Source organism: Micromonospora sp. NPDC000089, from assembly GCF_042899365.1.
Lineage (GTDB): Bacteria > Actinomycetota > Actinomycetes > Mycobacteriales > Micromonosporaceae > Micromonospora.
Genome location: NZ_JBIAZT010000010.1, coordinates 104,403 through 129,882, shown reverse-complemented (window position 1 = coordinate 129,882; position 25,480 = coordinate 104,403). Strand labels below are relative to the sequence as shown.

At 71.9% G+C, this 25,480-nt stretch carries 24 protein-coding genes; 12 read left to right on the top strand and 12 right to left on the bottom strand.

Annotation, left to right across the window (positions count from 1 at the left end; genetic code table 11):
• Positions 1-15: 15 nt before the first annotated feature.
• Both ACFY3U_RS19595 and ACFY3U_RS19590 read left to right on the top strand, forming a co-directional pair.
• On the top strand, positions 16-1,050 hold the full coding sequence (locus ACFY3U_RS19595; protein ID WP_387203670.1) for an ABC transporter ATP-binding protein: 1,035 nt from the start codon (positions 16-18) through the stop codon (positions 1,048-1,050).
• Positions 1,043-2,050 carry an ABC transporter ATP-binding protein gene (locus ACFY3U_RS19590; protein ID WP_387203385.1) on the top strand — a complete coding sequence of 336 codons (1,008 nt, stop codon included), beginning with the start codon at positions 1,043-1,045 and terminating at the stop codon, positions 2,048-2,050. Before ACFY3U_RS19595 ends, ACFY3U_RS19590 begins: the two co-directional genes overlap by 8 nt.
• An 81-nt stretch (positions 2,051-2,131) precedes the next feature.
• Here the strand turns inward: ACFY3U_RS19590 and ACFY3U_RS19585 are convergent, their stop codons facing one another.
• The gene (locus ACFY3U_RS19585; protein WP_387203382.1) at positions 2,132-2,473 is read right to left on the bottom strand and encodes a chorismate mutase; all 342 of its coding nucleotides are present in this window, start codon (positions 2,471-2,473) and stop codon (positions 2,132-2,134) included.
• Between the two features lie 315 nt (positions 2,474-2,788).
• Between ACFY3U_RS19585 and pcrA the strand changes: the two genes are divergently transcribed.
• Positions 2,789-5,227, top strand: coding sequence for a DNA helicase PcrA (pcrA, locus tag ACFY3U_RS19580; protein ID WP_387203379.1), 2,439 nt, complete (start codon positions 2,789-2,791; stop codon positions 5,225-5,227).
• 65 nt (positions 5,228-5,292) lie between these two features.
• On the opposite strand, the gene ACFY3U_RS19575 is transcribed toward pcrA, so the two are convergent.
• The gene (locus tag ACFY3U_RS19575) at positions 5,293-6,093 is read right to left on the bottom strand and encodes a M23 family metallopeptidase (RefSeq protein ID WP_387203376.1); all 801 of its coding nucleotides are present in this window, start codon (positions 6,091-6,093) and stop codon (positions 5,293-5,295) included.
• Between the two features lie 265 nt (positions 6,094-6,358).
• Entirely contained in the window at positions 6,359-7,075 is a 717-nt protein-coding gene (locus ACFY3U_RS19570; RefSeq protein WP_387203373.1) for a M23 family metallopeptidase, read from the bottom strand.
• Between the two features lie 376 nt (positions 7,076-7,451).
• Here ACFY3U_RS19570 and ACFY3U_RS19565 point away from each other — a divergent pair, with 376 nt between their 5' ends.
• The 3 genes from ACFY3U_RS19565 to sucD all read left to right on the top strand — a co-directional run bounded on the left by ACFY3U_RS19565 (position 7,452) and on the right by sucD (position 10,390).
• Positions 7,452-7,856, top strand: a complete 405-nt coding sequence (locus ACFY3U_RS19565) for a cobalamin B12-binding domain-containing protein (protein WP_387203370.1) — start codon at positions 7,452-7,454, stop codon at positions 7,854-7,856.
• Positions 7,857-8,320: 464 nt separating this feature from the next.
• On the top strand, positions 8,321-9,499 hold the full coding sequence (sucC, locus tag ACFY3U_RS19560) for an ADP-forming succinate--CoA ligase subunit beta (protein ID WP_387203367.1): 1,179 nt from the start codon (positions 8,321-8,323) through the stop codon (positions 9,497-9,499).
• 3 nt (positions 9,500-9,502) lie between these two features.
• Positions 9,503-10,390 carry a succinate--CoA ligase subunit alpha gene (gene sucD / locus ACFY3U_RS19555; protein ID WP_387203364.1) on the top strand — a complete coding sequence of 296 codons (888 nt, stop codon included), beginning with the start codon at positions 9,503-9,505 and terminating at the stop codon, positions 10,388-10,390.
• Between the two features lie 103 nt (positions 10,391-10,493).
• Here sucD and ACFY3U_RS19550 read toward each other — a convergent pair whose 3' ends face one another.
• A complete protein-coding gene (locus ACFY3U_RS19550) occupies positions 10,494-10,760 on the bottom strand; it encodes a DUF4190 domain-containing protein (protein ID WP_387203361.1) in 267 nt (88 codons plus the stop codon).
• 156 nt (positions 10,761-10,916) lie between these two features.
• On the opposite strand from ACFY3U_RS19550, the gene ACFY3U_RS19545 reads away from it, so the two are divergent.
• A complete protein-coding gene (locus ACFY3U_RS19545; protein ID WP_387203359.1) occupies positions 10,917-12,275 on the top strand; it encodes a DUF6350 family protein in 1,359 nt (452 codons plus the stop codon).
• A gap of 226 nt (positions 12,276-12,501) precedes the next feature.
• Here the strand turns inward: ACFY3U_RS19545 and ACFY3U_RS19540 are convergent, their stop codons facing one another.
• Together ACFY3U_RS19540 and ACFY3U_RS19535 are read right to left on the bottom strand one after the other, a co-directional pair.
• On the bottom strand, positions 12,502-13,158 hold the full coding sequence (locus tag ACFY3U_RS19540) for a DUF4190 domain-containing protein (RefSeq protein WP_387203356.1): 657 nt from the start codon (positions 13,156-13,158) through the stop codon (positions 12,502-12,504).
• A 30-nt stretch (positions 13,159-13,188) separates the two neighbouring features.
• Positions 13,189-13,608, bottom strand: coding sequence for a CD225/dispanin family protein (locus tag ACFY3U_RS19535; RefSeq protein ID WP_387203353.1), 420 nt, complete (start codon positions 13,606-13,608; stop codon positions 13,189-13,191).
• Between the two features lie 68 nt (positions 13,609-13,676).
• Here ACFY3U_RS19535 and purN point away from each other — a divergent pair, with 68 nt between their 5' ends.
• Positions 13,677-14,297, top strand: a complete 621-nt coding sequence (gene purN / locus ACFY3U_RS19530) for a phosphoribosylglycinamide formyltransferase (protein ID WP_387203350.1) — start codon at positions 13,677-13,679, stop codon at positions 14,295-14,297.
• A complete protein-coding gene (gene purH / locus ACFY3U_RS19525; protein WP_387203347.1) occupies positions 14,294-15,865 on the top strand; it encodes a bifunctional phosphoribosylaminoimidazolecarboxamide formyltransferase/IMP cyclohydrolase in 1,572 nt (523 codons plus the stop codon). The genes purN and purH overlap by 4 nt, the downstream gene beginning before the upstream one ends.
• Before the next feature lie 108 nt (positions 15,866-15,973).
• Here purH and ACFY3U_RS19520 read toward each other — a convergent pair whose 3' ends face one another.
• From ACFY3U_RS19520 to ACFY3U_RS19500, 5 genes are all read right to left on the bottom strand, one after another.
• Complete coding sequence (locus tag ACFY3U_RS19520; protein WP_387203344.1) at positions 15,974-17,002, bottom strand: ABC transporter ATP-binding protein; 1,029 nt, start codon at positions 17,000-17,002, stop codon at positions 15,974-15,976.
• On the bottom strand, positions 16,986-18,023 hold the full coding sequence (locus tag ACFY3U_RS19515) for an ABC transporter ATP-binding protein (RefSeq protein ID WP_387203341.1): 1,038 nt from the start codon (positions 18,021-18,023) through the stop codon (positions 16,986-16,988). Before ACFY3U_RS19515 ends, ACFY3U_RS19520 begins: the two co-directional genes overlap by 17 nt.
• A 66-nt stretch (positions 18,024-18,089) precedes the next feature.
• On the bottom strand, positions 18,090-19,046 hold the full coding sequence (locus tag ACFY3U_RS19510) for an ABC transporter permease (RefSeq protein WP_387203338.1): 957 nt from the start codon (positions 19,044-19,046) through the stop codon (positions 18,090-18,092).
• Positions 19,039-19,977 carry an ABC transporter permease gene (locus ACFY3U_RS19505; protein WP_387203335.1) on the bottom strand — a complete coding sequence of 313 codons (939 nt, stop codon included), beginning with the start codon at positions 19,975-19,977 and terminating at the stop codon, positions 19,039-19,041. The genes ACFY3U_RS19510 and ACFY3U_RS19505 overlap by 8 nt, the downstream gene beginning before the upstream one ends.
• Positions 19,978-20,062: 85 nt before the next feature.
• The gene (locus ACFY3U_RS19500; RefSeq protein WP_387203332.1) at positions 20,063-21,664 is read right to left on the bottom strand and encodes an ABC transporter substrate-binding protein; all 1,602 of its coding nucleotides are present in this window, start codon (positions 21,662-21,664) and stop codon (positions 20,063-20,065) included.
• 414 nt (positions 21,665-22,078) lie between these two features.
• On the opposite strand from ACFY3U_RS19500, the gene ACFY3U_RS19495 reads away from it, so the two are divergent.
• Both ACFY3U_RS19495 and mdh read left to right on the top strand, forming a co-directional pair.
• A complete protein-coding gene (locus tag ACFY3U_RS19495) occupies positions 22,079-22,939 on the top strand; it encodes a bifunctional methylenetetrahydrofolate dehydrogenase/methenyltetrahydrofolate cyclohydrolase (RefSeq protein WP_387203329.1) in 861 nt (286 codons plus the stop codon).
• 117 nt (positions 22,940-23,056) lie between these two features.
• Positions 23,057-24,007, top strand: coding sequence for a malate dehydrogenase (gene mdh / locus ACFY3U_RS19490; protein ID WP_387203325.1), 951 nt, complete (start codon positions 23,057-23,059; stop codon positions 24,005-24,007).
• A gap of 80 nt (positions 24,008-24,087) precedes the next feature.
• Here mdh and ACFY3U_RS19485 read toward each other — a convergent pair whose 3' ends face one another.
• Positions 24,088-24,915, bottom strand: a complete 828-nt coding sequence (locus tag ACFY3U_RS19485) for a TetR/AcrR family transcriptional regulator (RefSeq protein ID WP_387203322.1) — start codon at positions 24,913-24,915, stop codon at positions 24,088-24,090.
• A 75-nt stretch (positions 24,916-24,990) separates the two neighbouring features.
• On the opposite strand from ACFY3U_RS19485, the gene ACFY3U_RS19480 reads away from it, so the two are divergent.
• Entirely contained in the window at positions 24,991-25,389 is a 399-nt protein-coding gene (locus ACFY3U_RS19480) for a VOC family protein (RefSeq protein WP_387203318.1), read from the top strand.
• The last annotated feature ends 91 nt before the right edge of the window (positions 25,390-25,480 follow it).

Below are 25,480 nucleotides of genomic sequence, written 5' to 3'. Positions count from 1 at the left end.
ACTGAGTTGTCCGACATTCTCGTTTCCGAGCAGTCCGCTCCCGGCGCCGACGGACCCGGCCGCCCGAGCGGCCGGCTGCTCGAGGTCGAAGACCTGCGGGTCGAGTTCCGTACCCGGGACGGCGTCGCCAAGGTCATCAACGGCGTCACGTACCACGTCGACGCGGGGGAGACCCTCGCCGTGCTCGGCGAGTCCGGCTCCGGCAAGAGCGTCACGGCGCAGACCGTCATGGGCATCCTGGACATGCCGCCTGGGCACATCACCGGCGGTCAGGTGCGGTTCCACGGCAAGGACATGCTCACCATGTCCAACGAGGAGCGCCGTCGCATCCGCGGCGAGGGCATCGCGATGATCTTCCAGGACTCGCTCTCCGCGCTGAACCCGGTCTTCACCGTCGGGTTCCAGATCGCCGAGCAGTTCCGGATCCGGCGCGGCATGAGCCGCGCGGACGCCAAGAAGCGCGCGATCGAGATGCTCGACCAGGTCAAGATCCCGAACGCCGCCGGTCGGTACAGCAACTACCCGCACCAGTTCTCCGGCGGCATGCGCCAGCGCGCGATGATCGCGATGTCGCTGGCGCTCGACCCCGAGGTGCTGATCGCGGACGAGCCGACCACCGCGCTCGACGTGACCGTCCAGGCCCAGATCATGGACCTGCTCGGTGAGCTCCAGCGGGAGCGGCGGATGGGCATGATCCTGATCACCCACGACCTCGGCGTGGTCGCCGACGTCGCGGACCGGATCGCGGTCATGTACGCGGGCCGGATCGTCGAGGAAGCCAACGTGTACGACCTGTACGCCAAGCCGGCGCACCCGTACACGCTCGGCCTGCTCGAGTCGATCCCGCGGCTGGACGAGAAGGGTCAGCAGCTGCGGACCATCAAGGGTCTCCCGCCGAACCTGATGAACATCCCGCCGGGCTGCCCGTTCAACCCGCGCTGCCCGATGGCGCAGCCGGTGTGCCGTGAGCAGCGGCCGCCGCTGCTGCAGATCGGCGCCAGCCGGGCCAGCGCCTGCCACTTCGCCGAGGAGCTGGTGAACCGTGACTGAGAACATCCTTGAGGTCCGTGACCTGGTCAAGCACTACCCCGTCACCCAGGGGATCGTGTTCAAGAAGACCATCGGCCAGGTCAAGGCCGTGGACGGTGTCTCGCTCGAGCTGAAGGCCGGCGAGACGCTGGGCGTGGTGGGCGAGTCGGGCTGTGGCAAGTCGACGCTGAGCCGGGTCCTGATGAACCTGGAGAAGCCGACCGCCGGCAGCGTGCACTACAAGGGCCAGGACATCTCCAAGCTCTCCGGTGGCGCGCTGCGCCGGCTGCGCCGGCAGATCCAGCTGGTCATGCAGGACCCGTACACCTCGCTCAACCCGCGAATGACGGTCGGTGACCTGATCGGCGAGCCGTTCGAGATCCACCCGGAGGTGGCGCCGAAGGGCAGCCGCCGGGCCAAGGTCCGGGAGCTGCTCGACCTGGTCGGCCTCAACCCGGAGCACCTCAACCGCTACCCGCACCAGTTCTCCGGCGGTCAGCGGCAGCGCATCGGCATCGCCCGGGCACTCGCCCTGCGGCCGGAGATCATCATCTGCGACGAGCCGGTCTCGGCCCTGGACGTGTCGATCCAGGCCCAGGTGATGAACCTGCTGGAGAGCCTCCAGACGGACCTGGGCCTGTCGTACGTGTTCATCGCGCACGACCTGTCGGTGGTGCGGCACCTCTCCGACCGGGTCGCGGTGATGTACCTCGGCAAGATCGTGGAGATCGGCACCGAGGACGAGATCTACGAGCGGCCGACCCACCCGTACACCCAGGCGCTGCTGTCGGCGGTGCCGGTGCCGGATCCGACGCTGCGGGACAACAAGGCGATCATCCGGCTCACCGGTGACGTCCCCTCGCCGGTGAGCCCGCCCTCGGGCTGCCGGTTCCGGACCCGCTGCTGGAAGGCGCAGGACGTCTGCGCCGAGCAGGTGCCGCTGCTGGAGATCCGGTCGGGCTCGGACCACCCGAGCGCCTGCCACTTCGCCGAGAAGCGGGAGATCGTCCCCACCGCGTGATCGTTCCCGAACCGCCTGCCGGTGTCACCCGACGCCGGCAGGCGGTTCTCGCTTTTCCAGGCCTGGTCGACCGCGCCGGGCCTACAGCGGCCCCCGGCCGGCGCGCAGCAGCAGCAGGGCGAGCTGGGTGCCGTCGGCGCCCAGCGCCTGCCGGAACCGCTCCAGGATCTCCCGCTCCCGGGACAGCACCAGCCGGGTGCCGCCGGAGGCCATCCGGGTCGCCCCGACCTGCTGGGACAGCGCGGCCCGCTCCTGCCAGAGCGCGATCATGGTGCGATCGATCTCGTCGATCCGCTCGCGGATCGCCACGATTCGCTCGGCCGCCACCGTGTCCTCGGTGCCGGTGCGCGTCCCGCCCGGGCGGGTGTCGCCGCTGTCGTCGGGAGCGGGGCCGCCGCTGGACTCCACCACGTCTGTCATCATCGTCGTACCCCTCGGGGTTCGGGCCCGGTGCCCGGATCCCGGGACGAAAACGCCCCGGGCTCCGAGAGCCCGGGGCGTTTCGTAGGTCTGTCGATCAGGCGCGACCCACGGCTGCCGGACTCCCGGTGCCGTAGTAAAAGTAGAAGCGCGCTGCGATCACGTGGTCGAGTATGCCGACCGGCGGCGGGGGCGCGCAAGGATTCCGGCCGACGGGTGGGACACGGCACGTGTCGTACCGCCGCGGGCCGCGACCGATGGTGGCCCGGGCGTGCGGACGGGGGAAGTGTCCGACCGGCGGCATAGACTCGCCGTGCGATGCATCCTCTCTTCGACATCCCCGCGTCCCCGCCCGCGCCCGAGCCGGCCCGCACCCCGCCGCGCGGGCCCGGCGGGCACCGCCGGCTCGACCCGCAGCAGCTCGTCGAGGGCCTCAACGGCCCCCAGCGCGACGCGGTGACCCACTCCGGTTCACCGCTGCTGATCGTGGCCGGTGCCGGCTCCGGCAAGACCCGGGTGCTCACCCACCGGATCGCCTACCTGCTCGCCGCGCGGGACGTCCACCCGGGCGAGATCATCGCGATCACCTTCACCAACAAGGCCGCCGGTGAGATGAAGGAGCGGGTCGCCCACCTGGTCGGCCCGCGCGCCCGGCTGATGTGGGTCTCCACCTTCCACTCAGCCTGCGTGCGCATCCTGCGTGCCGAGCACGAGCACGCCGGGCTGAAGTCCACCTTCTCGATCTACGACGCGGACGACTCCCGCCGGCTGATGCAGCTGGTCGCCCGCGAGCTCGACCTCGACCCGAAGCGCTACCCGGCCCGGGGGCTGGCCGCCCAGGTCTCCAACCTGAAGAACGAGCTGACCGACCCGGAGACCTTCGCCGCCGGCGCGAAGGGGCCGAACGAGCGGGCGCTCGCCGAGGCGTACACGCTCTACCAGCGGCGGCTGCGCGAGGCGCACGCGCTGGACTTCGACGACCTGATCATGACGACGGTGCACCTGCTCCAGTCGCACCCGCACGTGGCGGAGAGCTACCGCCGCCGGTTCCGGCACGTCCTGGTGGACGAGTACCAGGACACCAACCACGCCCAGTACACCCTGATCAAGGAGCTGGTCGCCGGCACCGAGGGGATCGAGCCCGCCGAGCTCTGCGTGGTCGGCGACGCCGACCAGTCGATCTACGCGTTTCGCGGCGCGACGATCCGCAACATCCTGGAGTTCGAGCGGGACTTCACCGACGCCCGGACGATCCTGCTGGAGCAGAACTACCGCTCCACCCAGACCATCCTCAACGCGGCCAACGCGGTGATCGACCGGAACACCTCCCGCAAGCCCAAGCGGCTGTGGAGCGACGCCGGCCACGGCGAGCAGATCGTCGGGTACGTCGCCGACACCGAGCACGCCGAGGCGGACTGGGTGGGCCGGGAGATCGACCGGCTGGTCGACGAGGGCGACACCCGCCCGGGCGACGTGGCGGTCTTCTACCGCACCAACGCCCAGTCCCGGGTCTTCGAGGAGGTCTTCATCCGGGTCGGCCTGCCGTACAAGGTGGTCGGCGGGGTGCGCTTCTACGAGCGCAAGGAGGTCCGCGACGCGCTGGCCTACCTGCGCGCGGTGGTCAACGACGACGACACGGTCAGCCTGCGCCGGATCATGAACACCCCACGCCGGGGCATCGGCGACCGGGCGGAGGCCTGCGTCGAGGCGCTCTCCAGCCGGGATCGGATCTCCTTCGGCGCGGCGCTGCGCCGGGCGAAGGACGCGCCGGGCATCTCCACCCGGGCCGCCAACGGCATCGCCGACTTCGTCGCGCTGCTCGACGGCGCCCGCGAGCTGGCCGAGACCGGCACCCCGGAGGAGGTCCTGGAGGCGTTGCTGACCCGCTCGGGCTACCTCACCGAGCTGGAGGAGAGCCTCGACCCGCAGGATGCCGGCCGGGTGGACAACCTCCAGGAGCTGGTCAGCGTCGCCCGGGAGTACACCGAGCGGGTCGAGGCGCTGGGCGCCGAGGGGGAGCGGGCCACCCTGGCCGGCTTCCTGGAGCAGGTGGCGCTGGTCGCCGACGCCGACCAGATCCCTGCGCAGCCCGGCTCGTCACCTGACGGTGCCGAGGCAGACGACGCCGCGCCCCATCAGGGCGTGGTCACCCTGATGACCCTGCACACCGCCAAGGGCCTGGAGTTCCCGGTGGTCTTCCTGACCGGCCTGGAGGACGGCGTCTTCCCGCACCTGCGCTCGCTGGGCGACACCCGGGAGCTGGAGGAGGAGCGCCGGCTGGCGTACGTGGGCATCACCCGGGCCCGGCAGCGGCTCTACCTGTCCCGGGCGGTCACCCGCTCGGCCTGGGGGCAGCCCGCCTACAACCCGCCGTCGCGCTTCCTGGAGGAGCTTCCGCCCGAGCTGGTGCGCTGGGAGCGCACCGAGGGGTCGTACACCTCGTGGGCCGGCGGGGGCGGCGGCGTCGGCGGCCGCGCGGACCGCGCGCCCGGCGGGCGCTCCGGCTTCACCGGGGGTACGCCCAAGGCGGCGCAGCTGGCCAAGCGGCTCGGCGTGGACGGCAGCCGGCTGGCCACCGCCAGCGAGCTGCCGCAGGGCCCCAAGGTGTCGGCCGGGGACCGGGTCAACCACCAGCGGTACGGCCTGGGTCGGGTGGTCGCGGTCGAGGGGCACGGCCCGGGCGCCCGGGCGCAGATCGACTTCGGCGACCAGACCATGTGGCTGGTACTGCGGCACGCACCGATCGACAAGCTCTGAGTTCAGCGACGAGGGCCCGGCCCGGCGAACCGCCGGACCGGGCCCTTCGGGCACGTGCGGGTGAGTCAGCAGGCCACGTCGATGCCCCGGGCGCGCAGGAACGGCGCCGGGTCGATCTGGTTCCACATCTGTCCCTGGTGCACCTCGAAGTGCAGGTGCGGGCCGGTGGCGTCACCGGTGGCGCCCTCGTAGCCGATCACCTCGCCGGCGGCGACCTTCTCGCCCACAGAGACCTTCAGGCTGCTCTGGTGGGCGTAGTGGGTGAGGTAGCCGTTGCCGTGGTCGATGAAGACCGAGTTGCCGTACCCGTCGCCGGCGTCGCCGGCCTTGACCACGGTGCCGGCCGCCGCGGCGTGGATCGGGGTGCCGGCGGGCATCGCGAAGTCGATGCCGGCGTGCAGGGTGCCCCAGCGCTGCCCGTAGCAGGAGGTGATCTCGGCGCCCTTCATCGGGATCACCCAGGCGGGCTGCGGCTTGGCCGTCTTCTTCGGGGCGGGCTTCGGGCTCGCCTTGCGGGTCGGGGTGGCCTTCTTCGTTGGCGTGGCCTTGCGGGTCGCGGTGGGCGTCGGGCTCGCCGTGGGGCCGGCGGTGCTCGGGCTGGGGGTCGCCGACGGGCTGGGCGTCTCGCGGGCGGAGCGGTCGGCGCGGGCGGCCGCCCCGGCGCGGGCCTCGGCGTCCAGCGCGACGGCGGTGGTGCCCGGGGCGTCGTGGCGGTCGAGGGCGACCACCGAGGCGCCGGCGAGGCCGAGGCCGACCAGCGCGACCGCACCGACGACGAGGGCGCGTCCGCGCCGGGGCAGCCGCCGGCGGTGCCGGGCCGGGGCGTCCGGGGTGGGGTCGTTCCAGGAGGAGCTGTCGTTCTGCACGGCGGACCTTCACACACTTCAGGGGACGGGAGACCGAACCATCCTGGGTGTGGAAGTGCTGGTCGACGGGTACGGGTGTCGACGTCCGTCCGGCCGCTGCCCGCGCGGGCGTGGAGGTGTGTCCCGCTCCGGTGCGCGGTGTCCGGCTCGTCGCCGCCGTGCGAGGTGGCACCGCTCACAGTTTGGGCTGTGACGCAGCAGACCCCGCGATACGAGAAACCGCCCGGATCGATCGATCCGGGCGGTCAACGGGCGTTACGCAGGGTCAGGAACCCGCTGCTTCGCTGTAATATGCCTCGACTTGCAGCTTGATGTCCACTCCGCGGTCCTGCAGCCAGGGCACCGGGTCCAGCGGCTGCCCCTTGACATGGATCTCCAGGTGCAGGTGCGAACCGTACGAGTGGCCGGTGTTGCCCACCAGGCCGAGCTGGTCGCCGGCCTTGACCTGCTGACCCTCCTGCACGCTGACCGAGGAGGAGTGGCCGTAGATGGCCTCGCTGCCGTCGGCGTGCTGGACGATCACCGCGTAGCCGTACCCGCCGAACCAGCCGGCCTTGGTGACGATGCCCGCGTGGATGGCGACGTACGGGGTGCCCTCCGGCGCGACCAGGTCGATGCCGCTGTGCAGCTTGCCCCAGCGCATGCCGTACGGGGACTTGAAGTCGTACCCCTGCAGGGGGAGCAGGTACGGGTCCTGCTCGGTGGACTCGGCGGCCGCGGAGCGGTCGTTGGCACGCGTCGCGCGGCCGGCGTCGTCGGCACGGGCCGCCGCGTCCTGGCTGGTGACCGAGGCCTGCTTGAGCTCGTCGAGCACCGACGGGCTGACGCTCTTGGCGTCGGGGAGGGCGCCCGCGCCGAGCGCGACGACGCCGGCGCCGACGAACGCGGTCGTGACGACCGCCGCGTACCGGCTGCGCGGGGGGGTGGGTACGCGGCGACGGCCGCGATATCTATCGGGCTCAGACGACAGGCGCTGGCGCACGCACACCCTCCGTTGTCGGGGATCCGATGCGGTCGGCCTTGCCCGGTCGGGCTCGGCTGGCCGCGTCGTCACCCGTCGGTGGACCTGATGACAACCGTGGACACGGTAGCCAAGGTCCGGCCCGGTCACAAGCTGAAGCGCCGAACTGGTGGTGCTTTCTGTCCCTTTCCGTCCGCCATTGTCATAGCTCAGCACCCCGGACGGACGTCCCCTGTACTGCCCATTCGTCGCGGACGGTGACCGTTCGGCGGAGGTGTCCGACTTTCTCGGGGTCGGCCGGAACGGTAGGGGTGCGGGGTGGATTTCCGGCACCCACCCGGTCGGGTTACCGTTCGTTCAGGTGGGAAGTCGCCCGTGACCGGTGGAAGGTGTGCTGATGAGCTCTCGTATCCGGGTCGTCGTCGCCAAGCCTGGCCTCGACGGTCACGACCGGGGTGCCAAGGTGGTCGCGCGCGCCCTCCGCGACGCGGGCATGGAGGTCATCTACACCGGGCTGCACCAGACCCCGGAGCAGATCGTGGAGACCGCCATCCAGGAGGACGCCGACGCGGTCGGCCTCTCCGTGCTCTCCGGGGCGCACATGACGCTCTTCCGCCGGGTGCTGGAGCTGCTCGGTGAGCGGGACGCCCGGGACATCGTGGTGTTCGGCGGCGGCATCATCCCCGAGGCCGACATCCCCGAGCTGAAGCAGCTCGGTGTGGCCACGATCTTCACTCCGGGCGCGACCACCCAGTCGATCGTGGAGTGGGTGCGGGCGAACGTCGCCCAGGCCGTCGCCTGACGGTCGGGCTCAGGGCTGCGCCGCCGGCGCTGCACGGGGCGGGGCTGCCGGCTGAACGGGCTCACCCGCAACCGAATCCGGGCAGGGGGGAAGGGCCGGACGCACCCCTCACACGCCCGGCCCCTCTATGCACGATGCCCCGCCGCCACCCCTCGACCGACAGGGCATCGGCCGCTCCCGTCCTCGCGCTGAATCAGCGCTCCGACATCAGACTCAACGACGCCCCCACGGCGGGGTTACGCCGGTCGCGGGACAACCTGTGGACCGGCGCGTACCACCGGCGAGTCGGCCCCGGCGCGCTGTGCATTACCGCACACGACGCACCCGCTCGGTTGCCGCCGGTACGCACGTCGCTAGGCTGCGGCCAACGGCCTGTTTCAACTGATGACAGGCGTCAAGAGAGTTTCCACAACGCTGGTGGCGGCGCGACGGCGCGCCGCGGAGACGGGACGGGACGCGCAATCGTGGACCTGTACGAGTACCAGGGGCGGGACCTGTTCGAGCGGCACGGCTTGCCCGTGCTGGCCGGCGGCGTCGCCACTACCCCGGAGGAGGCCCGCGCGATCGCCGAACGCCTCGGCGGTCGGGTGGTCGTCAAGGCGCAGGTGAAGGTCGGTGGCCGCGGTAAGGCCGGCGGCGTCAAGCTGGCCGAGGGCCCGGATGAGGCGGTGGCCCGCGCCACCGACATCCTCGGCATGGACATCAAGGGTCACACCGTCCACAAGGTCATGATCACCGTGACCGCGGACGTGGCCGAGGAGTACTACTTCTCGTACCTGCTCGACCGGGCGAACCGCACCTTCCTCTGCATCGCCAGCGTCGCCGGCGGCATGGACATCGAGCAGGTCGCCGCGGAGACCCCCGACAAGGTGGTCAAGGCCCCGATCGACGCCGTCAAGGGCGTGGATGAGGCGAAGGCCCGCGAGATCGTCACCGCGGCCCGCTTCCCGGCCGAGGTCGCCGACCAGGTGGTCGACGTGGCGGTCGGGCTGTGGAAGGCCTTCGTGGCCGAGGACGCCACGCTGGTCGAGGTGAACCCGCTGGCGAAGACCGGCGAGGGCGAGCTGCTGCTGCTCGACGCCAAGATCACCCTGGACGAGAACGCCGGCTTCCGGCACCCGGACCACGAGGGTCTGGTCGACCAGGCCTCGGTGGACCCGCTGGAGCAGGCCGCCAAGGCCAAGGACCTCAACTACGTCAAGCTCGACGGCGAGGTCGGCATCATCGGCAACGGCGCGGGTCTGGTCATGTCCACCCTCGACGTGGTCGCGTACGCGGGCGAGCGGCACGGCAACGTCAAGCCGGCCAACTTCCTCGACATCGGCGGCGGCGCGAGCGCCGAGGTGATGGCGAACGGCCTGGAGATCGTGCTCTCCGACCCGTCGGTGAAGAGCGTCTTCGTGAACGTCTTCGGCGGCATCACCGCCTGCGACGCGGTCGCCAACGGCATCGTGCAGGCGCTGGCGCTGCTCGAGCAGCGCGGCGAGAAGGCCACCAAGCCGCTCGTCGTCCGCCTGGACGGCAACAACGCGGAGGCCGGCCGGGCGATCCTCGACGGCGCGAACAACCCGCTGATCCAGCGGGTCGACACCATGGACGGCGCGGCCGAGCGGGCCGCCGAGCTGGCAGCTGCGGGGGTGTAGACAATGGCTATCTGGCTGACCAAGGACTCCAAGGTCATCGTGCAGGGGATGACCGGTTCCGAGGGTTCGAAGCACACCCGACGGATGCTCGCCGCGGGCACGAACGTGGTCGGCGGCGTGAACCCGCGCAAGGCCGGCACCAGCGTCGACTTCGACGGCACCGAGCTGCCCGTCTTCGCCTCCGTCGCGGACGCGATGAAGGAGACCGGGGCGGACGTCACGGTCATCTTCGTGCCGCCGCAGTTCACCAAGGCCGCCGTGGTCGAGGCGATCGACGCCGGCATCGCGCTGGCCGTGGTGATCACCGAGGGCGTGCCGGTGCACGACACCGCGTCGTTCTGGGCGTACAACGTGGCCAAGGGCGAGCAGACCCGGATCATCGGGCCGAACTGCCCCGGCATCGCCTCGCCGGGCGCCTCGAACGCCGGCATCATCCCGGCCGACATCACCGGCTCCGGCCGGATCGGCCTGGTCAGCAAGAGCGGCACGCTGACCTACCAGATGATGTACGAGCTGCGGGACATCGGCTTCTCGACCTGCGTGGGCATCGGCGGTGACCCGATCATCGGGACCACGCACATCGACGCCCTCGCCGCGTTCGAGGCCGACCCGGAGACCGATGCCATCGTGATGATCGGTGAGATCGGCGGCGACGCCGAGGAGCGGGCCGCCGAGTTCATCAAGGCCAACGTCACCAAGCCGGTGGTCGGCTACATCGCCGGCTTCACCGCGCCCCCCGGCAAGACCATGGGGCACGCGGGCGCCATCATCTCCGGCTCGGCGGGCACCGCCGACGCCAAGAAGGAGGCGCTCGAGGCCGTCGGCGTCAAGGTCGGCAAGACCCCGACCGAGACCGCCAAGCTGATGCGCGAGATCATGTCCGGCCGCTGAGCGGTCGGGGAGCGGCACTGTCGGCCGCTGAGCGGTCGGAGAGCGGCACTGTCCGCCGCTGATCAGACCTGCTGAGGGGGCCGACCGGAGACGGTCGGTCCCCTCAGTTGTTGTTCCAGAGCGGGTACGTGCCGCTGGCCCGCCAGATCGCGGTGCCGATGATGTTGATCACGCCGAAGGCGATGGCCAGGTAGCCGAGCACCGGTGACTTGCCGTACCGCTTGGCGTCCCGGATCGACAGGTAGCCGAAGACGATGCCCAGGATGCCGCAGCAGATCAGGCCGAGGACGATGCCGAGCACGCCCCACAGCGTGGTGCGGTCACGGCCCGCCGCGGGCGGCGGCGGAGGTGGCGGGTACGGAGCGTTCACGACGTTCTCCCAGCTCTCGGGGCCGCGACGGAGGTCACGCCCTGGGCCGAGGCTAAACCGGATCCGGGTCCGCGGGTCGGTGGATCACGGAACTCGCCGGTGCCACGCCGCACCGGCGGACAGCCACCGCCCGCCCGGCGTGCCAGAGTAGACGCGATGTCCCCGGTCACCCCTGATCAGCCCCGCCGTCCCGCCGGCGTCCGCGCCGACGCACGGCCGCCCGGCCGTGCCGCGCCGGGTCCCCGGGTGCCCCCGCCCCGCCGGCCCGAGCCGTCCCGGGCGCCGCTCGCGGTGGCCGCCGCTGTCGCCGCCGGCTGGGCCGCGCTCACGTCGTACCTGCCGGTGGCCGTGGTGCTCGGGCTGGCGCAGTTCAGCGAGGACTCGGCGTCGGTGGCCGGCGCGCTGCGCGCCGGCCTGGCCGGCTGGCTGCTCGGCCACGGAGTGCCGTTGCGGACCTCCGCCGGCCCGCTGGGGCTGGTGCCGCTGGCCCTGTCCGGTCTGGCGCTGTGGCGGCTGGCCCGGGCCGGCGTGCACGCCAGCCGGGCGATCGGCGCCCGCGGCGGGCGCTCGCCGCGGCAGGCGCTGACCGTCGCGGGCGCGGTCGGCATCGCGTACGCGCTGATCGGCGCCCTGGCCGCGCTGCTCGCCGGCACCGGTGGCCTGCGGGTCTCGCCGATCCGTGCCGGGCTCACCTGCGCGGTCTTCGGCGCGCTGGCGGCGCTGGTCGGGGCGGCGCGGACCACCGGCGTGGCCGGCCTGCTCGCCGCCCGGGCGCCGGTGGTGCTGCGCGACGGCGTCCGCACCGGCCTGGTCGCCGCTCTGCTGCTGCTCGGCGCCGGTGCCGGGGCCGCCGGGCTGGCCGTGGCGACCGGGGGCGGGGACGCCGCCGACATGATCGGCGCCTACCGCACCGGGGTCGCCGGGCAGGCCGGCGTCACCCTGGTCAGCCTGGCCTACGCGCCCAACGCCACGGTCTGGTCGACCGCCTACCTGCTCGGGCCGGGGTTCGCCGTCGGCACCGGCACGGCGGTACGCACCAGCGAGGTCTCCGTCGGCGCCCTGCCGGCCGTACCGCTGCTCGCCGGCCTGCCCAGCGGCCCGGTCGACGGGTTCGGCGCCGCGCTGCTCGCGGTGCCGGTGCTGGCCGGGATGGCCGCCGGCTGGCTGCTCGCCCGGCGGTTGTCCCGCCCGACCTCGCCGGAACACGCCCGCCCCGGGGCGGGTGAGCGGGCCGAGTCCGGCTGGCCGGCGCTGCTCGGGCCGGCCGCGCTCGCCGGCCCGGTGGTCGGCCTGCTCGTCGGTCTCGCCGCCGCGGCGTCCGGTGGCCCGCTCGGCGGCGGCCGGCTGGCCGAGATCGGCCCGGTGCCCTGGCAGGTCGGCGCGGTCTCCACCGCGGTGGTGATGACCGGGGCGCTGCTCGGCGCCGCCGCGGCCCGGGCCACCGCCGGCCCGGCCCGGGCGGCGCGTCCTCCTCGCCCCCGCCCGCCGGCCGACCCGGGCCCGGCCCGCGGCTGACCCGCCGGAGCTGACCCCCGCCGTGGTTGATCCGACCCCGGCCATGATCGTCTACGGCTGAGCGGCACGACACGCCGACGGAGCGCCGCTGAGGCGTATCCGATCAAGGGCTGCTGCACCCCGGTGGCCGGGGCGGGTAGGTGGGAGCGGGCGGGCGGCGGAGTCGCCAGGAACGGCGAAGGGGCGCCCGGTCGCGCCGGACGCCCCTTCGTGCGGTGCTCGCGGGTCAGGTTCCCGGCAGGTTGAGGTTCATCCCGACGGTCGCCACGACGACCAGGATGCCGAGCAGCAGGCCGATTCCGCCGCAGATCAGGCCGGTCTGCGCCTGCCCGGCGTTGCCGGCCTCGCCGCGGGCCGCCTTCTGCCGGCCCAGCCAGCCGGTGACCAGCGCGGCGATGCCCAGCGGGATGCCCAGCTGGCAGCAGGCCAGCGGGATCGACGCGATGCCGAGGATCATCGCGACCAGGCCCAGGGTGTTCTGCTGGCCCGGCGTCCCCGGGTAACCCGCCCCCGGGTAGGACGCCCCGCCGTACGGCTGCTGACCGTACGGGTCGGCCGGCTGCTGCCCGTAGGGCTGTCCCGGCTGCTGCCCGTAGGGCTGTCCCGGGTACGGCTGCCCGGAGGTCGGCTGCCCGTAGCCCGGCTGCCCGTAGGGCTGCTGCCCCGGGCCAGGCTGCCCGTAGCCCGGCTGGCCGTAGCCGGGCTGCTGGCCGTAGGGCTCCTGCGGTGGCTGGCCGTACGGATCGTGCGGCTGCTGCCCGTACGGCGGCTGCTGGCCGTACGGTGCCGGCGGCGGGGCGTACGGATCCTGCGGCTGGCCGTAGGGCTGCCCCGGGCCGGGCTGCTGGCCGTACGGGTCCTGACCGGGTTGTCCGGGCTGCATGTGGCGATGCTCCTGAGCGTCGGTGATCCGTCAGTAGGTGCTGGGGTTCGAGTTCATCATGCCGGCGAGGCCACCCGCGAGGCAGCACACGAGGGAGATCACCCAGCCGATGATGCCGATGATCAGCGCCCACTTGGACCACTTCTTCGACTCGGCCGCGGCGGCCTGTGCACCCGCGTAGTCGCCCTGCTGGATCAGCGGGTTGACCTTGGAGGCGTTGATGATGGCCGGGATGGCCAGCGGCCAGAAGAAGAAGATGGCCACGATGGACATCGTCATGTTGTTGTTGATCGGCTGCGGCTGCGGGGCGTTCGGGTAACCGGGCTGCATCGGGTGTCGCTCCTCGTCCAGGCGCACGCCCTGTCGGGGCGTGCCGGTGTTCGGCTGAAGGGTCGCCGCGGCGGGCGTGCCGGCCGCCGAGCGACCGGCAGCGTATCGTGCCCGGTCCATCTTCGTGATCATCCGAATCGCCGCCGCCCGCCCACCGGGCGTCCCGACCTGCCCGATAGGGTTGCCCGGTGACCGAGCCCGCGTCCGCCGCCCGCCTCGTCGTCCTGGTCTCCGGCTCCGGCAGCAACCTGCAGGCGCTCCTGGACGCCGCCGCCGACCCCGCGTACGGTGCCCGGGTGGTCGCGGTCGGCGCGGACCGGGACGGAATCGCCGGCCTTGACCGGGCCGCGGCCGCCGGGGTGCCGACCTTCGTGGCACGGGTGAAGGACCACCCGACCCGCGAGGAGTGGGACGCGGCGCTCACCGACCAGGTCGCCCGGCACCGGCCGGACCTGGTCATCTCCGCCGGCTTCCTGAAGCTGGTCGGGCCGCGGTTCCTGGCCGCGTTCGGCGACCGCTACCTGAACACGCACAACAGCCTGCTGCCGGCGTTCCCCGGCATCCACGGCCCGCGTGACGCCCTCGCCTACGGGGTACGCGTCACCGGCGCCACCCTCTTCTTCGTCGACGCCGGCATGGATACCGGCCCGATCGTCGCGCAGGTCGCCGTGCCGGTGCGCGACGACGACGACGAGGAGACGCTCACCGAACGCATCAAGGAAGCCGAGCGACGCCAGCTCGTCGAGCAGGTCGGCCGGCTGGTCCGTGCCGGTTGGACGATCACCGGAAGAAAGGTCACCGTGCCGTGAGCGAGCCCCAGACCGAACGCCGCCCGATCAGGCGGGCCCTGGTCAGCGTCTACGACAAGACCGGGCTGGTCGAGCTGGCCCGGGCCCTGCACGACGCCGGGGTGGAGCTGGTCTCGACCGGCAGCACCGCGTCCACGATCGCCGGCGCGGGCGTGCCGGTGACCGCGGTCGAGCAGGTGACCGGTTTCCCGGAGATCCTCGACGGCCGGGTGAAGACCCTGCACCCGAAGATCCACGGCGGGCTCCTGGCCGACCTACGCAAGGACTCGCACGCCGCCCAGCTTGACGAGCACGGCATCGCCGGCATCGACCTGCTGGTGTCCAATCTCTACCCGTTCCAGGCCACCGTCGCCTCCGGCGCGAGCCAGGACGAGTGCGTGGAGCAGATCGACATCGGTGGCCCGGCGATGGTCCGGGCCGCCGCGAAGAACCACGCCTCGGTGGCGGTGGTGACCGACCCGGCCGCGTACCCGATGCTGCTGGCGGCGCTGCGCGACGGCGGCTTCACGCTGGCGCAGCGCAAGGTGCTCGCGGCCCGCGCGTTCGCGGTGATCGCCGAGTACGACGTGGCGGTGGCCGAGTGGTGCGCCCAGGAGCTGGCCCCGGCCGACGAGTGGTGGCCGGAGTTCGCCGGGCTGACGCTGCGCCGCCAGGCGGTGCTGCGCTACGGCGAAAACCCGCACCAGGACGCGGCCGTCTACCTCGACCCGTCCAGCCCGGCCGGGCTGGCCCAGGCCGAGCAGCTGCACGGCAAGGAGATGTCCTACAACAACTACGTGGACGCGGACGCGGCCTGGCGGGCGGCGAACGACTTCCCCGACCAGCCGGCGGTGGCGATCATCAAGCACGCCAACCCGTGCGGGATCGCGGTCGGCGCGGACGTGGCCGACGCGCACCGCAGGGCGCACGCCTGCGACCCGGTCTCCGCGTTCGGCGGGGTGATCGCGGTCAACCGGCCGGTGACCGTGGAGCTGGCCGAGCAGGTGGCCGAGATCTTCACCGAGGTGGTGGTCGCCCCCGGTTACGACCAGGGCGCGGCGGAGATCCTGCAGGCCAAGAAGAACATCCGGCTGCTGCGCGCCCCCGCGTACGCGCCGCTGCCGGCCGAGTGGCGGCAGGTCACCGGCGGCGTGCTGGTGCAGCTGCGGGACAGGGTCGACGCCGAGGGCGACAACCCGGCCAACTGGCGGCTGGCCACCGGGGAGGCGGCCGACGAGGCGACCCTGCGTGACCTGGCGTTCGCCTGGCGGGCGGTGCGCGCGGTGAAGAGCAACGCGATCCTGCTGGCCCGCGACGGCGCCACCGTCGGGGTGGGGATGGGACAGGTCAACCGGGTCGACTCGGCTCGACTGGCGGTCGACCGGGCCGGCGTCGACCGGGCCCGCGGCTCGGTCTGCGCGTCGGACGCGTTCTTCCCGTTCGCCGACGGCCCGAAGATCCTCATCGACGCCGGCGTGCGGGCGATCGTCCAGCCCGGCGGCTCGATCCGCGACGAGGAGACCATCGCCGCGTGCAAGGAGGCCGGCGTGACGATGTACCTCACCGGCACCCGCCACTTCTTCCACTAGCCCCCGGAGCGCCCCCCGGCGCCCCCCGCCCCCCCGCTCTCGCCGATCTAGGGCCAAGTGTCGTTGTTGGAGATCCACTGACGACGATCGGCCCTAGATCGGCGGGGGTCAGACGGGGGGACGGAGGTCGGCGAAGTGGCAGGCGGAGGGGTGGGGGTCCGCGGGGCGGGGGACGGTGGGGGGGGCCTCGCGGGCGCAGATCTCCTGGGCCTTCCAGCAGCGGGTGCGGAAGTGGCAGCCGCTCGGCGGGTCGGCCGGGCTCGGCACGTCTCCGGTGAGCCGGATCATGTTCCGGTTCTCCCGGGCCTCCGGGTCGGGGACCGGCACGGCCGAGAGTAGGGCCTGGGTGTACGGGTGGGTGGCCCGCTCGTAGATCTCGTCCTCGGTGCCGATCTCCACGATCCGCCCCAGGTACATCACCGCGACCCGGTCGGAGATGTGCCGGACTACCGACAGGTCGTGCGCGATGAAGATGTACGACAGCCCGAACTCGTCCTGGAGCTGCTCCAGCAGGTTGATCACCTGCGCCTGGATGGAGACGTCCAGCGCGGAGACCGGCTCGTCGCAGACGATCACCTCGGGGCGCAGGGCCAGCGCCCGGGCGATGCCGATGCGCTGCCGCTGCCCGCCGGAGAACTGGTGCGGGTAGCGGTTGACGTGCTCCGGGTTGAGCCCGACCACGTCCAGCAGCTCCTGCACCCGCTTGGTCTTGCTGCCCTTCGGCGCCGCGTCCGGGTGGATCTCAAACGGCTCGCCGATGATGTCGCCGACGGTCATCCGCGGGTTCAACGAGGTGTACGGGTCCTGCATGACCATCTGCATGTTGCGGCGTACCCGGCGCAGCTCACCGCCCTTGGCCTGGAACAGGTCCCGGCCGTTCAGGGTGGCCCGGCCGGAGGTCGGCGTCTCCAGCCGCATCAGCAGCCGGGCCAGCGTGGACTTGCCGCAGCCGGACTCGCCGACGATGCCGAGGGTCTCGCCGCGGCGCAGCTCGAAGCTGACCCCGTCGACCGCCCGGACGGCGCCGGTCTGCCGCTGGAAGACCACCCCCTGGGTGATCGGGAAGTGCTTGACCAGGTTGTCGACCGACAGGATGGTCTCGCCGCGGACCTTGGTCGGGCTAGCGGGCGCTGTCATCGCGGACCTCCTGGGCGAAGTGGCACGCGCTGGTCCGGCCGTCGCCGAGGACCAGGTCGTGCGGCACCGCGTCCACGCAGACCTGCTGCGCGTACGGGCACCGGGGGTGGAACGGGCAGCCGGAGGGGATCCGCATCAGGTTCGGCGGCAGCCCCTTGATCGTGGAGAGCGCCTGGCCGCGCACGTCCAGGCGGGGAATCGACTCCAGCAACCCCTTGGTGTACGGGTGGGCCGGCGCCCGGTACAGCGAGCGGACGTCGGCGTGCTCGACGATCCGGCCGGCGTACATCACCGCGATCCGGTCCGCGACGCCGGCCACCACGCCCAGGTCGTGGGTGATCAGGATCATCGCCATGTGCAGGTCCCGGCGCAGGTCGGCCAGCAGGTCCATGATCTGGGCCTGCACGGTGACGTCCAGCGCGGTGGTCGGCTCGTCGGCGATCAGCACCTTCGGGTCCAGCGCCAGCGCCATCGCGATCATGACGCGCTGCCGCATGCCGCCGGAGAACTGGTGCGGGTAGTCGCCGATCCGGCGCGCCGCGGCGGGGATCTTCACCAGGTCCATCAGCTCGATCGCCCGGTTGCGGGCGGCCGCGCGGGACATCCCCTCCCGCCGACGCAGCGTCTCGCCGATCTGCCAGCCGACCGGGAAGACCGGGTTCAACGCCGAGAGCGCGTCCTGGAAGATGATCGCGATCTCCTTGCCGCGCACCTGCCGGCGCTGCTCCTCGGGCAGGGTGAGCAGGTCCCGGCCCTGGTAGAGGATCTGGCCGGAGCGCACGTACGCCGGGGGAGTGTCCAGGATGCCCATGATCGCCTGGGCGGTCACCGACTTGCCGGAGCCGGATTCACCGAGCACCGCCAGGGTCTCCCCGGCGTCCAGGTGGTACGACACCCCGTTGATCACCTTGGCCACCCCCTCGCCGGTGCGGAACTCGACGTGCAGGTCCCGTACCTCCAGCAGGTGCCCGCCCGGCGGGGTGGGGGAGGCCGGCGTGGGTTGGACGGCGGACTGGGTCACTGTGCTTCCCTTCGCTTCGCGACTGCGGGGCTCGCTTCGCTCACTCCTCGCGCTCGCATGAGAGGGTCACCGCAGCTTCGGGTCGAAGGCGTCGCGGATCGCGTCGCCGAGCATGATGAAGGCCAGCACGGTCAGCGCCAGGAACGCGGACGGTACGACCAGCGGCGTCGCCGACTCGCGCATGTGCACCCGACCGGCGTCGATGTCGATGCCCCAGGAGATGGTCGGCGCCTTGAGGCCGATGCCGAGGAAGCTCAGCGTGGCCTCTGCGGCGATGAACGAGCCGAGCGCGATGGTCAGCACCACGATCGCCGGGGCGAGCGCGTTCGGCAGGATGTGCCGCCACATGATCCGGCCGTTGCCGGCCCCGAGCATCCGGGCCGCGGCCACGTAGTCCTGCTCCTTGGCGGTGATCACCGAGGAGCGGACCACCCGGGCCGCGGTGGTCCAGCCGAGCACCGCCAGCACGAAGATGACCGCGAAGAGCCGGACGTTGTCGCTGCTGGTGCTGACCCGCTTGAGCAGCACGATCGCGGCCAGCAGCAGCGGGATGCCGAGCACGATGTCGATCACCCGGGACAGCACCGCGTCGACCCAGCGACCGAAGTACCCGGCCAGCATCCCGACCACCAGCGCGATGATCCCGGTGACCAGCGCGGAGAGGGCGCCGACCAGCAGCGAGGCCCGGGCGCCGTAGACCGCCCGGGCATACGTGTCGCAGCCCTGGAAGTCGTACCCGAAGATGGCCCCGCCGGACGGCCCGGCGTGCTGGCGGGAGAGCACGCAGTCGCGCGGGTCGTTCGCGGTGAACAGCGAGGGCACGGCGGCCATCGCGGTGACCAGCAGGACCAGCACCAGGCTGATCCAGAAGATCGGCTTGCGGCGCAGGTCCCGCCAGGCGTCGCCGGCCAGGCTGCGCGGCTTCTGCGGCACCCCGACCTGGTTGGGCGCCCCGGGCTCGCCGGACACCCCCCGCCGCGCGGCCTGGTTCTCCGTCGCCGCCACAGTTTCAAAATCACTCATAGCGGATCCTCGGGTCGAGTACGGCGTACAGGACGTCCACCACCAGGTTGGCGACGAGGTAGACCACGACCAGCACGCTGACGATGCCCACCACCAGTGGGCCGTCCTCGGTGCGGATGCCGCGGAACAGGTTGAAGCCGACACCGGGGATGTTGAACACGCCCTCGGTGATGATCGCGCCGCTCATCAGGTTGCCCAGCTCGACGCCGAGGAAGGTGACCACCGGGATGAGCGAGTTGCGCAGCACGTGCACGCTGACGATCCGCCGCCTGACCAGCCCCTTCGACCGGGCCGTCCGGACGTAGTCGGCGCGCAGGTTCTCCGCGACCGAGGTACGGGTCAGCCGCAGCGCGGTGGCCAGCGACAGCGAGCCGAGCACGATGCCGGGCAGCAGCAGCGCGTACAGGTCCGGCTGGGCGCCGGCGGTGGGCGGGAAGAGCTGCCACTTCACGCCCAGGAAGTACTGCGCCAGCGGGGCCAGCACGATGGTCGGGATGCCGAGCACCAGCAGGGTGAGCACCAGCGTCGAGTTGTCGAAGATACTGGCCCGGCGGATGCCGGCGAGCACGCCCGCGGTCACCCCGACCAGGATGGTCACCGCCATCGCGATCAGCGCGAGCTTCACCGTCACCGGCCAGGCGGCGGCCAGGATGTCGCCGATCGAGCGGCCGGTGAGCGACTGGCCGAGGTCCCCCCGGAGCAGGTTCTTGAGGTAGTCGAAGTAGCGGTAGAAGAAGCCGCCGACGCCGGTGGCGTCCAGGTGGTACTTCTGCGTGAGGTATGCCCGCTGGGCCGCGGTGACCGGGCGTTCGCCGGCGAGCGCCTGGATGGGGTCGCCCTGGCCGGCGAACATCAGCGCGTAGACGATCAGGGTGGTCCCGAAGAAGGCGAGGACCATCTGGAGCAGACGCCGCAGAATGAAGCGGAACATACTTGGCAGTCTCTCTGAAAAGGGGCGTATAGGTAGGCGGGTCGGGCCACCGTCCGCCGATGGCCCGACCCGTCGTACCGGGGTGTTACTTGACGGCCTCGATCTTCAGCAGGTTGACCCGGTCGAAGAGATCCATCTCCACGTTCTTGACCTTGGTCGAGTGGCCGAAGTTGTTCTGGCCGAACCGCAGCGGGATCACCGGCATGTCCTTGGCCAGCAGGTCCTCCGCCGCCTGGTACTTCTTGATCGCCGCTTCCTCGTTGGGCGCGCTGGCGCCCTCGGCGAGCAGCTTGTCGAACTCGGGGTTGCTGTAGCCGTAGTAGTTCGACGAGCCCTTGGTGCTGTACAGCGGGCCGAGGTAGTTCTCCATGGACGGGTAGTCCATGACCCAGCCCATCCGGAACAGGCCGACCGGCTGCTTCGCCTTGAGCTTGGTCAGCAGGTCCGCGAACTTCGGCTCGGCGGTGCCCACGCACTCCACGCCCAGGTTGGCCTTGAGCTGGTTGCAGGTCGCGTCGATCCAGTCCTTGTGGCCGCCGTCGCCGTTGTACGACAGCTCGATCCGCGCCGGGCCGCCCGCGGCCTGGTACATCGCCTTGGCCTTGGCCGGGTCGAACGTGCCCGCCTCGCCGATGGTGTTCTCCCGGTAGCCGGCCACGACCGGCGAGACGAAGGAGCGCGCCGGCTGCTGCGAGCCCTTGAAGATCGACTTCGTGATCTCGTCCCGGTCGATCGCCATCGAGATGGCCTTGCGCACCTCGGGGTTGCTGAACTCCTTCTGGAACGTCGGGAAGGAGAGCACCTGCAGCGACGAGGCCGGGCTCTGCTGGAACCGGTCACCGAGGTCGGTGGCGGCGGTGGACAGGTTCTCGGTCGGGATCGTCTTGATCACGTCGAGGTTGTCCGAGAGCACGTCCGCGTACGCGGCCGTCGGCTGCTGGTAGATCCGGAACTCGACGCCGGCGACCTTCGGCTTCTCGCCCGGTAAGGCGTCGTACCGCTCCACCTCGACCTTGGCGTCGTGCTGCCAGGAGCCCTTGATCTTGAACGGGCCCTGACCGATCGGCGCCTGCTCGTACCCCTCCGCCAGGACGCCCGGGGCGGAGAAGGCCGCCTTCGGCAGCGGGTAGAAGGCCGTGTAGCCGAGCATCGTCTTGAACTCGCTGTACGGCTCGGTCAGCGTCACGGTGAAGGTCAGGTCGTCGACCTTCGTGAGGCCGGACAGCGTCTTCGCGGTCGGCTTCTCGCCCTGCAGCGCGTCGTACCCGGCGATCTTCTCGAAGAAGTAGCTGGAGTTCTGGCCGTTCGGGGCGTACGCGCCGTAGTTCCAGGCGTCGAGGTAGTTCTGGGCGGTGACTTTCTCGCCGTTGTGGAAGGTGTAGCCGTCCTTCAGCTTGATCGTCCAGACCTTGTTGTCCGACGACGTCACCGACTCCGCCGCCACCTCGACCGGCTTGTTCGCCTTGTCGTAGTCAACCAGCGGGCTGAACAGGGCGCTGAGCACCTGCGAACCGCTTGTCTCGTTGGTGTTGGTCGGCACCAGGTGCTGCGGCTCGGCGATCTCGATCCGCACCGCCGCGTTGGGGTCGCTCTGGCCGGATCCGCTGCCGCCCGAGCCGCAGGCCGCCAGGCCCAGGGTCACCGCGAGCGGGAGAGCGGTCCAGGCAGCGAGCCTGCGAACACGCATGGGGGTCTCCTCATCTCCTCACGCTGCGCGGTCGGACCCGGCGCTGGGTGACGCTGCGCAACGAGTCGCAACGGTAAGTCGCGGTCGGGCCGTCGACAACGGGAGCGTTGCGATGGGGTAACGGATGGCGCACCCCACCCTTGCCGGGTGCCGCCGGCTGTGCTAGCGGGGGACGGCATTTTCCCTGCGCATGGGCGGTTCCTCGGTGGTCTGCTGGGCTCCCGATCCTCCCGAGCGGCCCGGCGGGTCGCATCCTCCCGGCCGTCCGTTCCGTGCCGCCGACGGCGGTGACGGGGTGCGATGTCCGACGGCCCGACCCCTGACTGATCACCCTCCGTGACTTAACGCACGTAACGGATCGTCACCGCCGCCCGTCACCACCGAGCGCGCCCGGCGGCGTGAGACGATCGGGGGGTGACGGCGACCATCCTGGACGGCAAGGCGACCGCGGCGGAGATCAAGGACGAGCTCCGGGCGCGGGTGAAGGCGCTCGCGGAGCGCGGCATCACCCCCGGCCTCGGCACCGTGCTGGTCGGCGCCGACCCCGGCTCCCAGGCGTACGTCAACGGCAAGCACCGCGACTGCGCCGAGGTGGGCATCTCCTCGATCCGCCGCGAGCTGCCCGCCGACGCCACCCAGCAGCAGCTGGACGACGTGCTGGCCGAGCTGAACGCCGACTCGGCCTGCCACGGCTACATCGTCCAGCTGCCGCTGCCCGGCCACCTGGACACCCAGCGGGCGCTGGAGATGATCGACCCGGACAAGGACGCCGACGGCCTGCACCCGGTCAACCTGGGCCGGCTGGTGCTCGGCTACGACGGCCCGCTGCCCTGCACCCCGCGCGGCATCGTCGAGCTGCTGCGCCGGCACGACGTGCCGCTGCGCGGCGCCAAGGTGGCCCTGGTCGGGCGGGGCAACACGGTGGGTCGACCGCTCGGCCTGCTGCTCACCCGGCGCAGCGAGAACGCCACCGTGACGCTCTGCCACACCGGCACCCTCGACCTGGCCGAGCACACCCGCGCGGCCGACATCGTGATCGTCGCGGCCGGCGTCCCCGGCCTGCTCACCGCCGACCTGGTCACCCCCGGGGCGACCGTGGTGGACGTCGGCATCACCCGGGTGGTGGGCGCGGACGGCAAGGGCCGGTACACCGGCGACGTCGACCCGGAGGTCGTCGAGGTGGCCGGCAAGCTGGTCCCGATGCCGGGCGGCGTCGGCCCGATGACCCGGGCGATGCTGCTGACCAACGTGGTGGAGCGGGCCGAGCGCGGCTGAATCGGGCGCGGGTGACGTGCGCCCCATCCCGGCGATGGTCGCCGCCCCTGGCCCGATCGGTGCCAGGATGACTGATACGGTCCGGAAAACCGACTGGTATCAGGGAGTGGGACGACCATGGGTAAGAAGGTCACTGTCGTCGGGGCCGGCTTCTACGGCTCCACCACCGCACAGCGCCTGGCCGAGTACGACGTCTTCGACACCGTCGTCATCACCGACATCGTGGAGGGCAAGCCGGCGGGTCTCGCGCTGGACCTCAACCAGTCCCGCGCGGTCGAGGGCTTCGAGACCAAGGTCGTCGGCGTCACCACCGGCCGCAACGGCGAGGGCTACGAGGCCATCGAGGGCTCCGACGTCGTGGTGATCACCGCGGGCCTGCCCCGCAAGCCCGGCATGAGCCGGATGGACCTGCTGGAGACGAACGCCAAGATCGTCCGCCAGGTCGCCGAGAACGTCGCCAAGTACGCCCCGAACGCCGTGGTCATCGTGGTCTCCAACCCGCTCGACGAGATGACCGCGCTGGCCCAGCTCGCCACCCAGTTCCCCAAGAACCGGGTGCTCGGCCAGGCCGGCATGCTGGACACCGCCCGGTTCACCAACTTCGTCGCCGAGGCGCTGAACGTGCCGGTCAGGTCGGTGAAGACGCTGACCCTCGGCTCGCACGGCGACACCATGGTGCCGGTGCCCTCGAAGAGCACGGTGAACGGCAAGCCGCTGCGCGAGGCCATGCCGGCCGAGCAGATCGAGGAGCTGGTCGTCAAGACCCGCAACGGTGGGGCCGAGGTCGTCGCGCTGCTCAAGACCGGCTCGGCGTACTACGCCCCGTCGGCCGCCGCCGCCCGGATGGCCAAGGCCGTCGCGGAGGACTCCGGCGACGTCATGCCGGTCTGCGCCTGGGTGGACGGCGAGTACGGCATCTCCGGCGTCTACCTGGGCGTCGAGGCCGAGATCGGCGCGGAGGGCGTCAAGCGGGTCGTCGAGACCGACCTGGACGCCGACGAGCTGGCCAGCCTCAAGGAGGCCGCCGAGGCCGTCCGCGCGAAGCAGGCGGACATCTCCAGCATGTGATCCGTTCCGTCGGAGCGCCCCGCGACCGCCAGGCCGCGGGGCGCTTCCGCGTTCACCGGGCCGTCGCGGTGCCCGGCGGCTCAGCCCGCCGTGCCGGCCCGGCCGTCGGCTGACCCGACTCCTTGGTCGGCCGCCGCGCCGGCGGCGTCGACCAGCACGGCCAGGCCGTCCAGCACCCGCTCCAGCCCGAACCGGTACGCGTGGTCCGGGTCGTACGCCGCGTCGTGGGCCGCGCCGGCGGCGCTGCCGACCCGTACCGCGGTGGGGTACGCCCGCTCGTCCAGCACCCGGGCCAGCAGCTCCGCGTTCGCCGCCCACCACTGCCGTTCGCTCTGCGCGCTCTCCTGCCGGGCGATCCGCACCTCGGCGGCCGAGCGGGCGGCCGCCCGGACGAAGTCCAGCAGGAACGTCAGCGCCGCGTCCCGCGTCACGTCGTCCAGGCCGGTGTCGTCGAAGGCGCGCAGCTCGTACTCGTACTTCGCCATCAGGCCCGGCCCGAGCGGCGGGCGGCCGGTCGCCACCTCGGCCGCCCACGGGTGCGCGGTGAACAGGTCGCGGTTGTCCCGCGCGACGGCCGCCACCCGCTCGCGCCACGGCTGCCCGGCGCGGCCCGGCCGGGGCATCCGCGCGTAGAGCCCGTCGACCATCAGGTCGAGCAGCTCGGCCTTGCCGGGAAGGTAGCTGTAGAGGGTCATCGGCGCGACGCCGACCGCCTGGGCGACCCGGCGCATGGTCACCGCGTCCAGCCCCTCGGCGTCCGCCACCTCGACCGCCCTGGTCACGATGTCGTCGAGGGAGCGGCCGGGGCGCGGGCCCTTGCGTGGGCCGTCGTCCGGCCGGGGCCAGAGAAGTTCCAGGGTGCGGACCGGGTCGCCGGCGCCGCTGCGGTACGTGGGCACGGACGCCATACTGTCACCCCCTATTCCGTACGCCGTACGTTGTACAATGTACGGGATAGTTGCCCGGCTCACTCGGAGGTACCCGTGCAGATCACCAAGACGGCCATCTCGCTCAACGTCGACGACGTCCCGGCGGCGGCCGCCTTCGCCCAGCAGCACTTCGGTTTCCGGGAGGAGATGTCCGCCGACGGGTTCGTGTCGCTCGCCCGCGACGGGGTCGCGTTCAACCTGATCTTCCTGCGCACCGGGCTGGAGACCCTCCAGCCGGAAATCCTCAAGCGCCAGCGGGCGCAGGGGATCCTGGTCGTCTTCGAGGTCGACGACATCGACGCCGAGTACGCCCGGATCCAGGGCGCCGACGTGCCGGTGACCACCGAGATCCAGACCGAGCCCTGGGGGGAGCGCTTCTTCCAGATCACCGACCCGAACGGGGTGATCTACCAGTTCGTGCAGTGGGTGCACGCCCCGGCCGAGGTCGGCTGACCGGCCGACGCCTACCTGGCATGGTCGGCGTCGGCTCGCGGCGTGGCATCTGGAGGCCGGCCGGGCACCCCCGGCCGGTTTCCAGTACGCT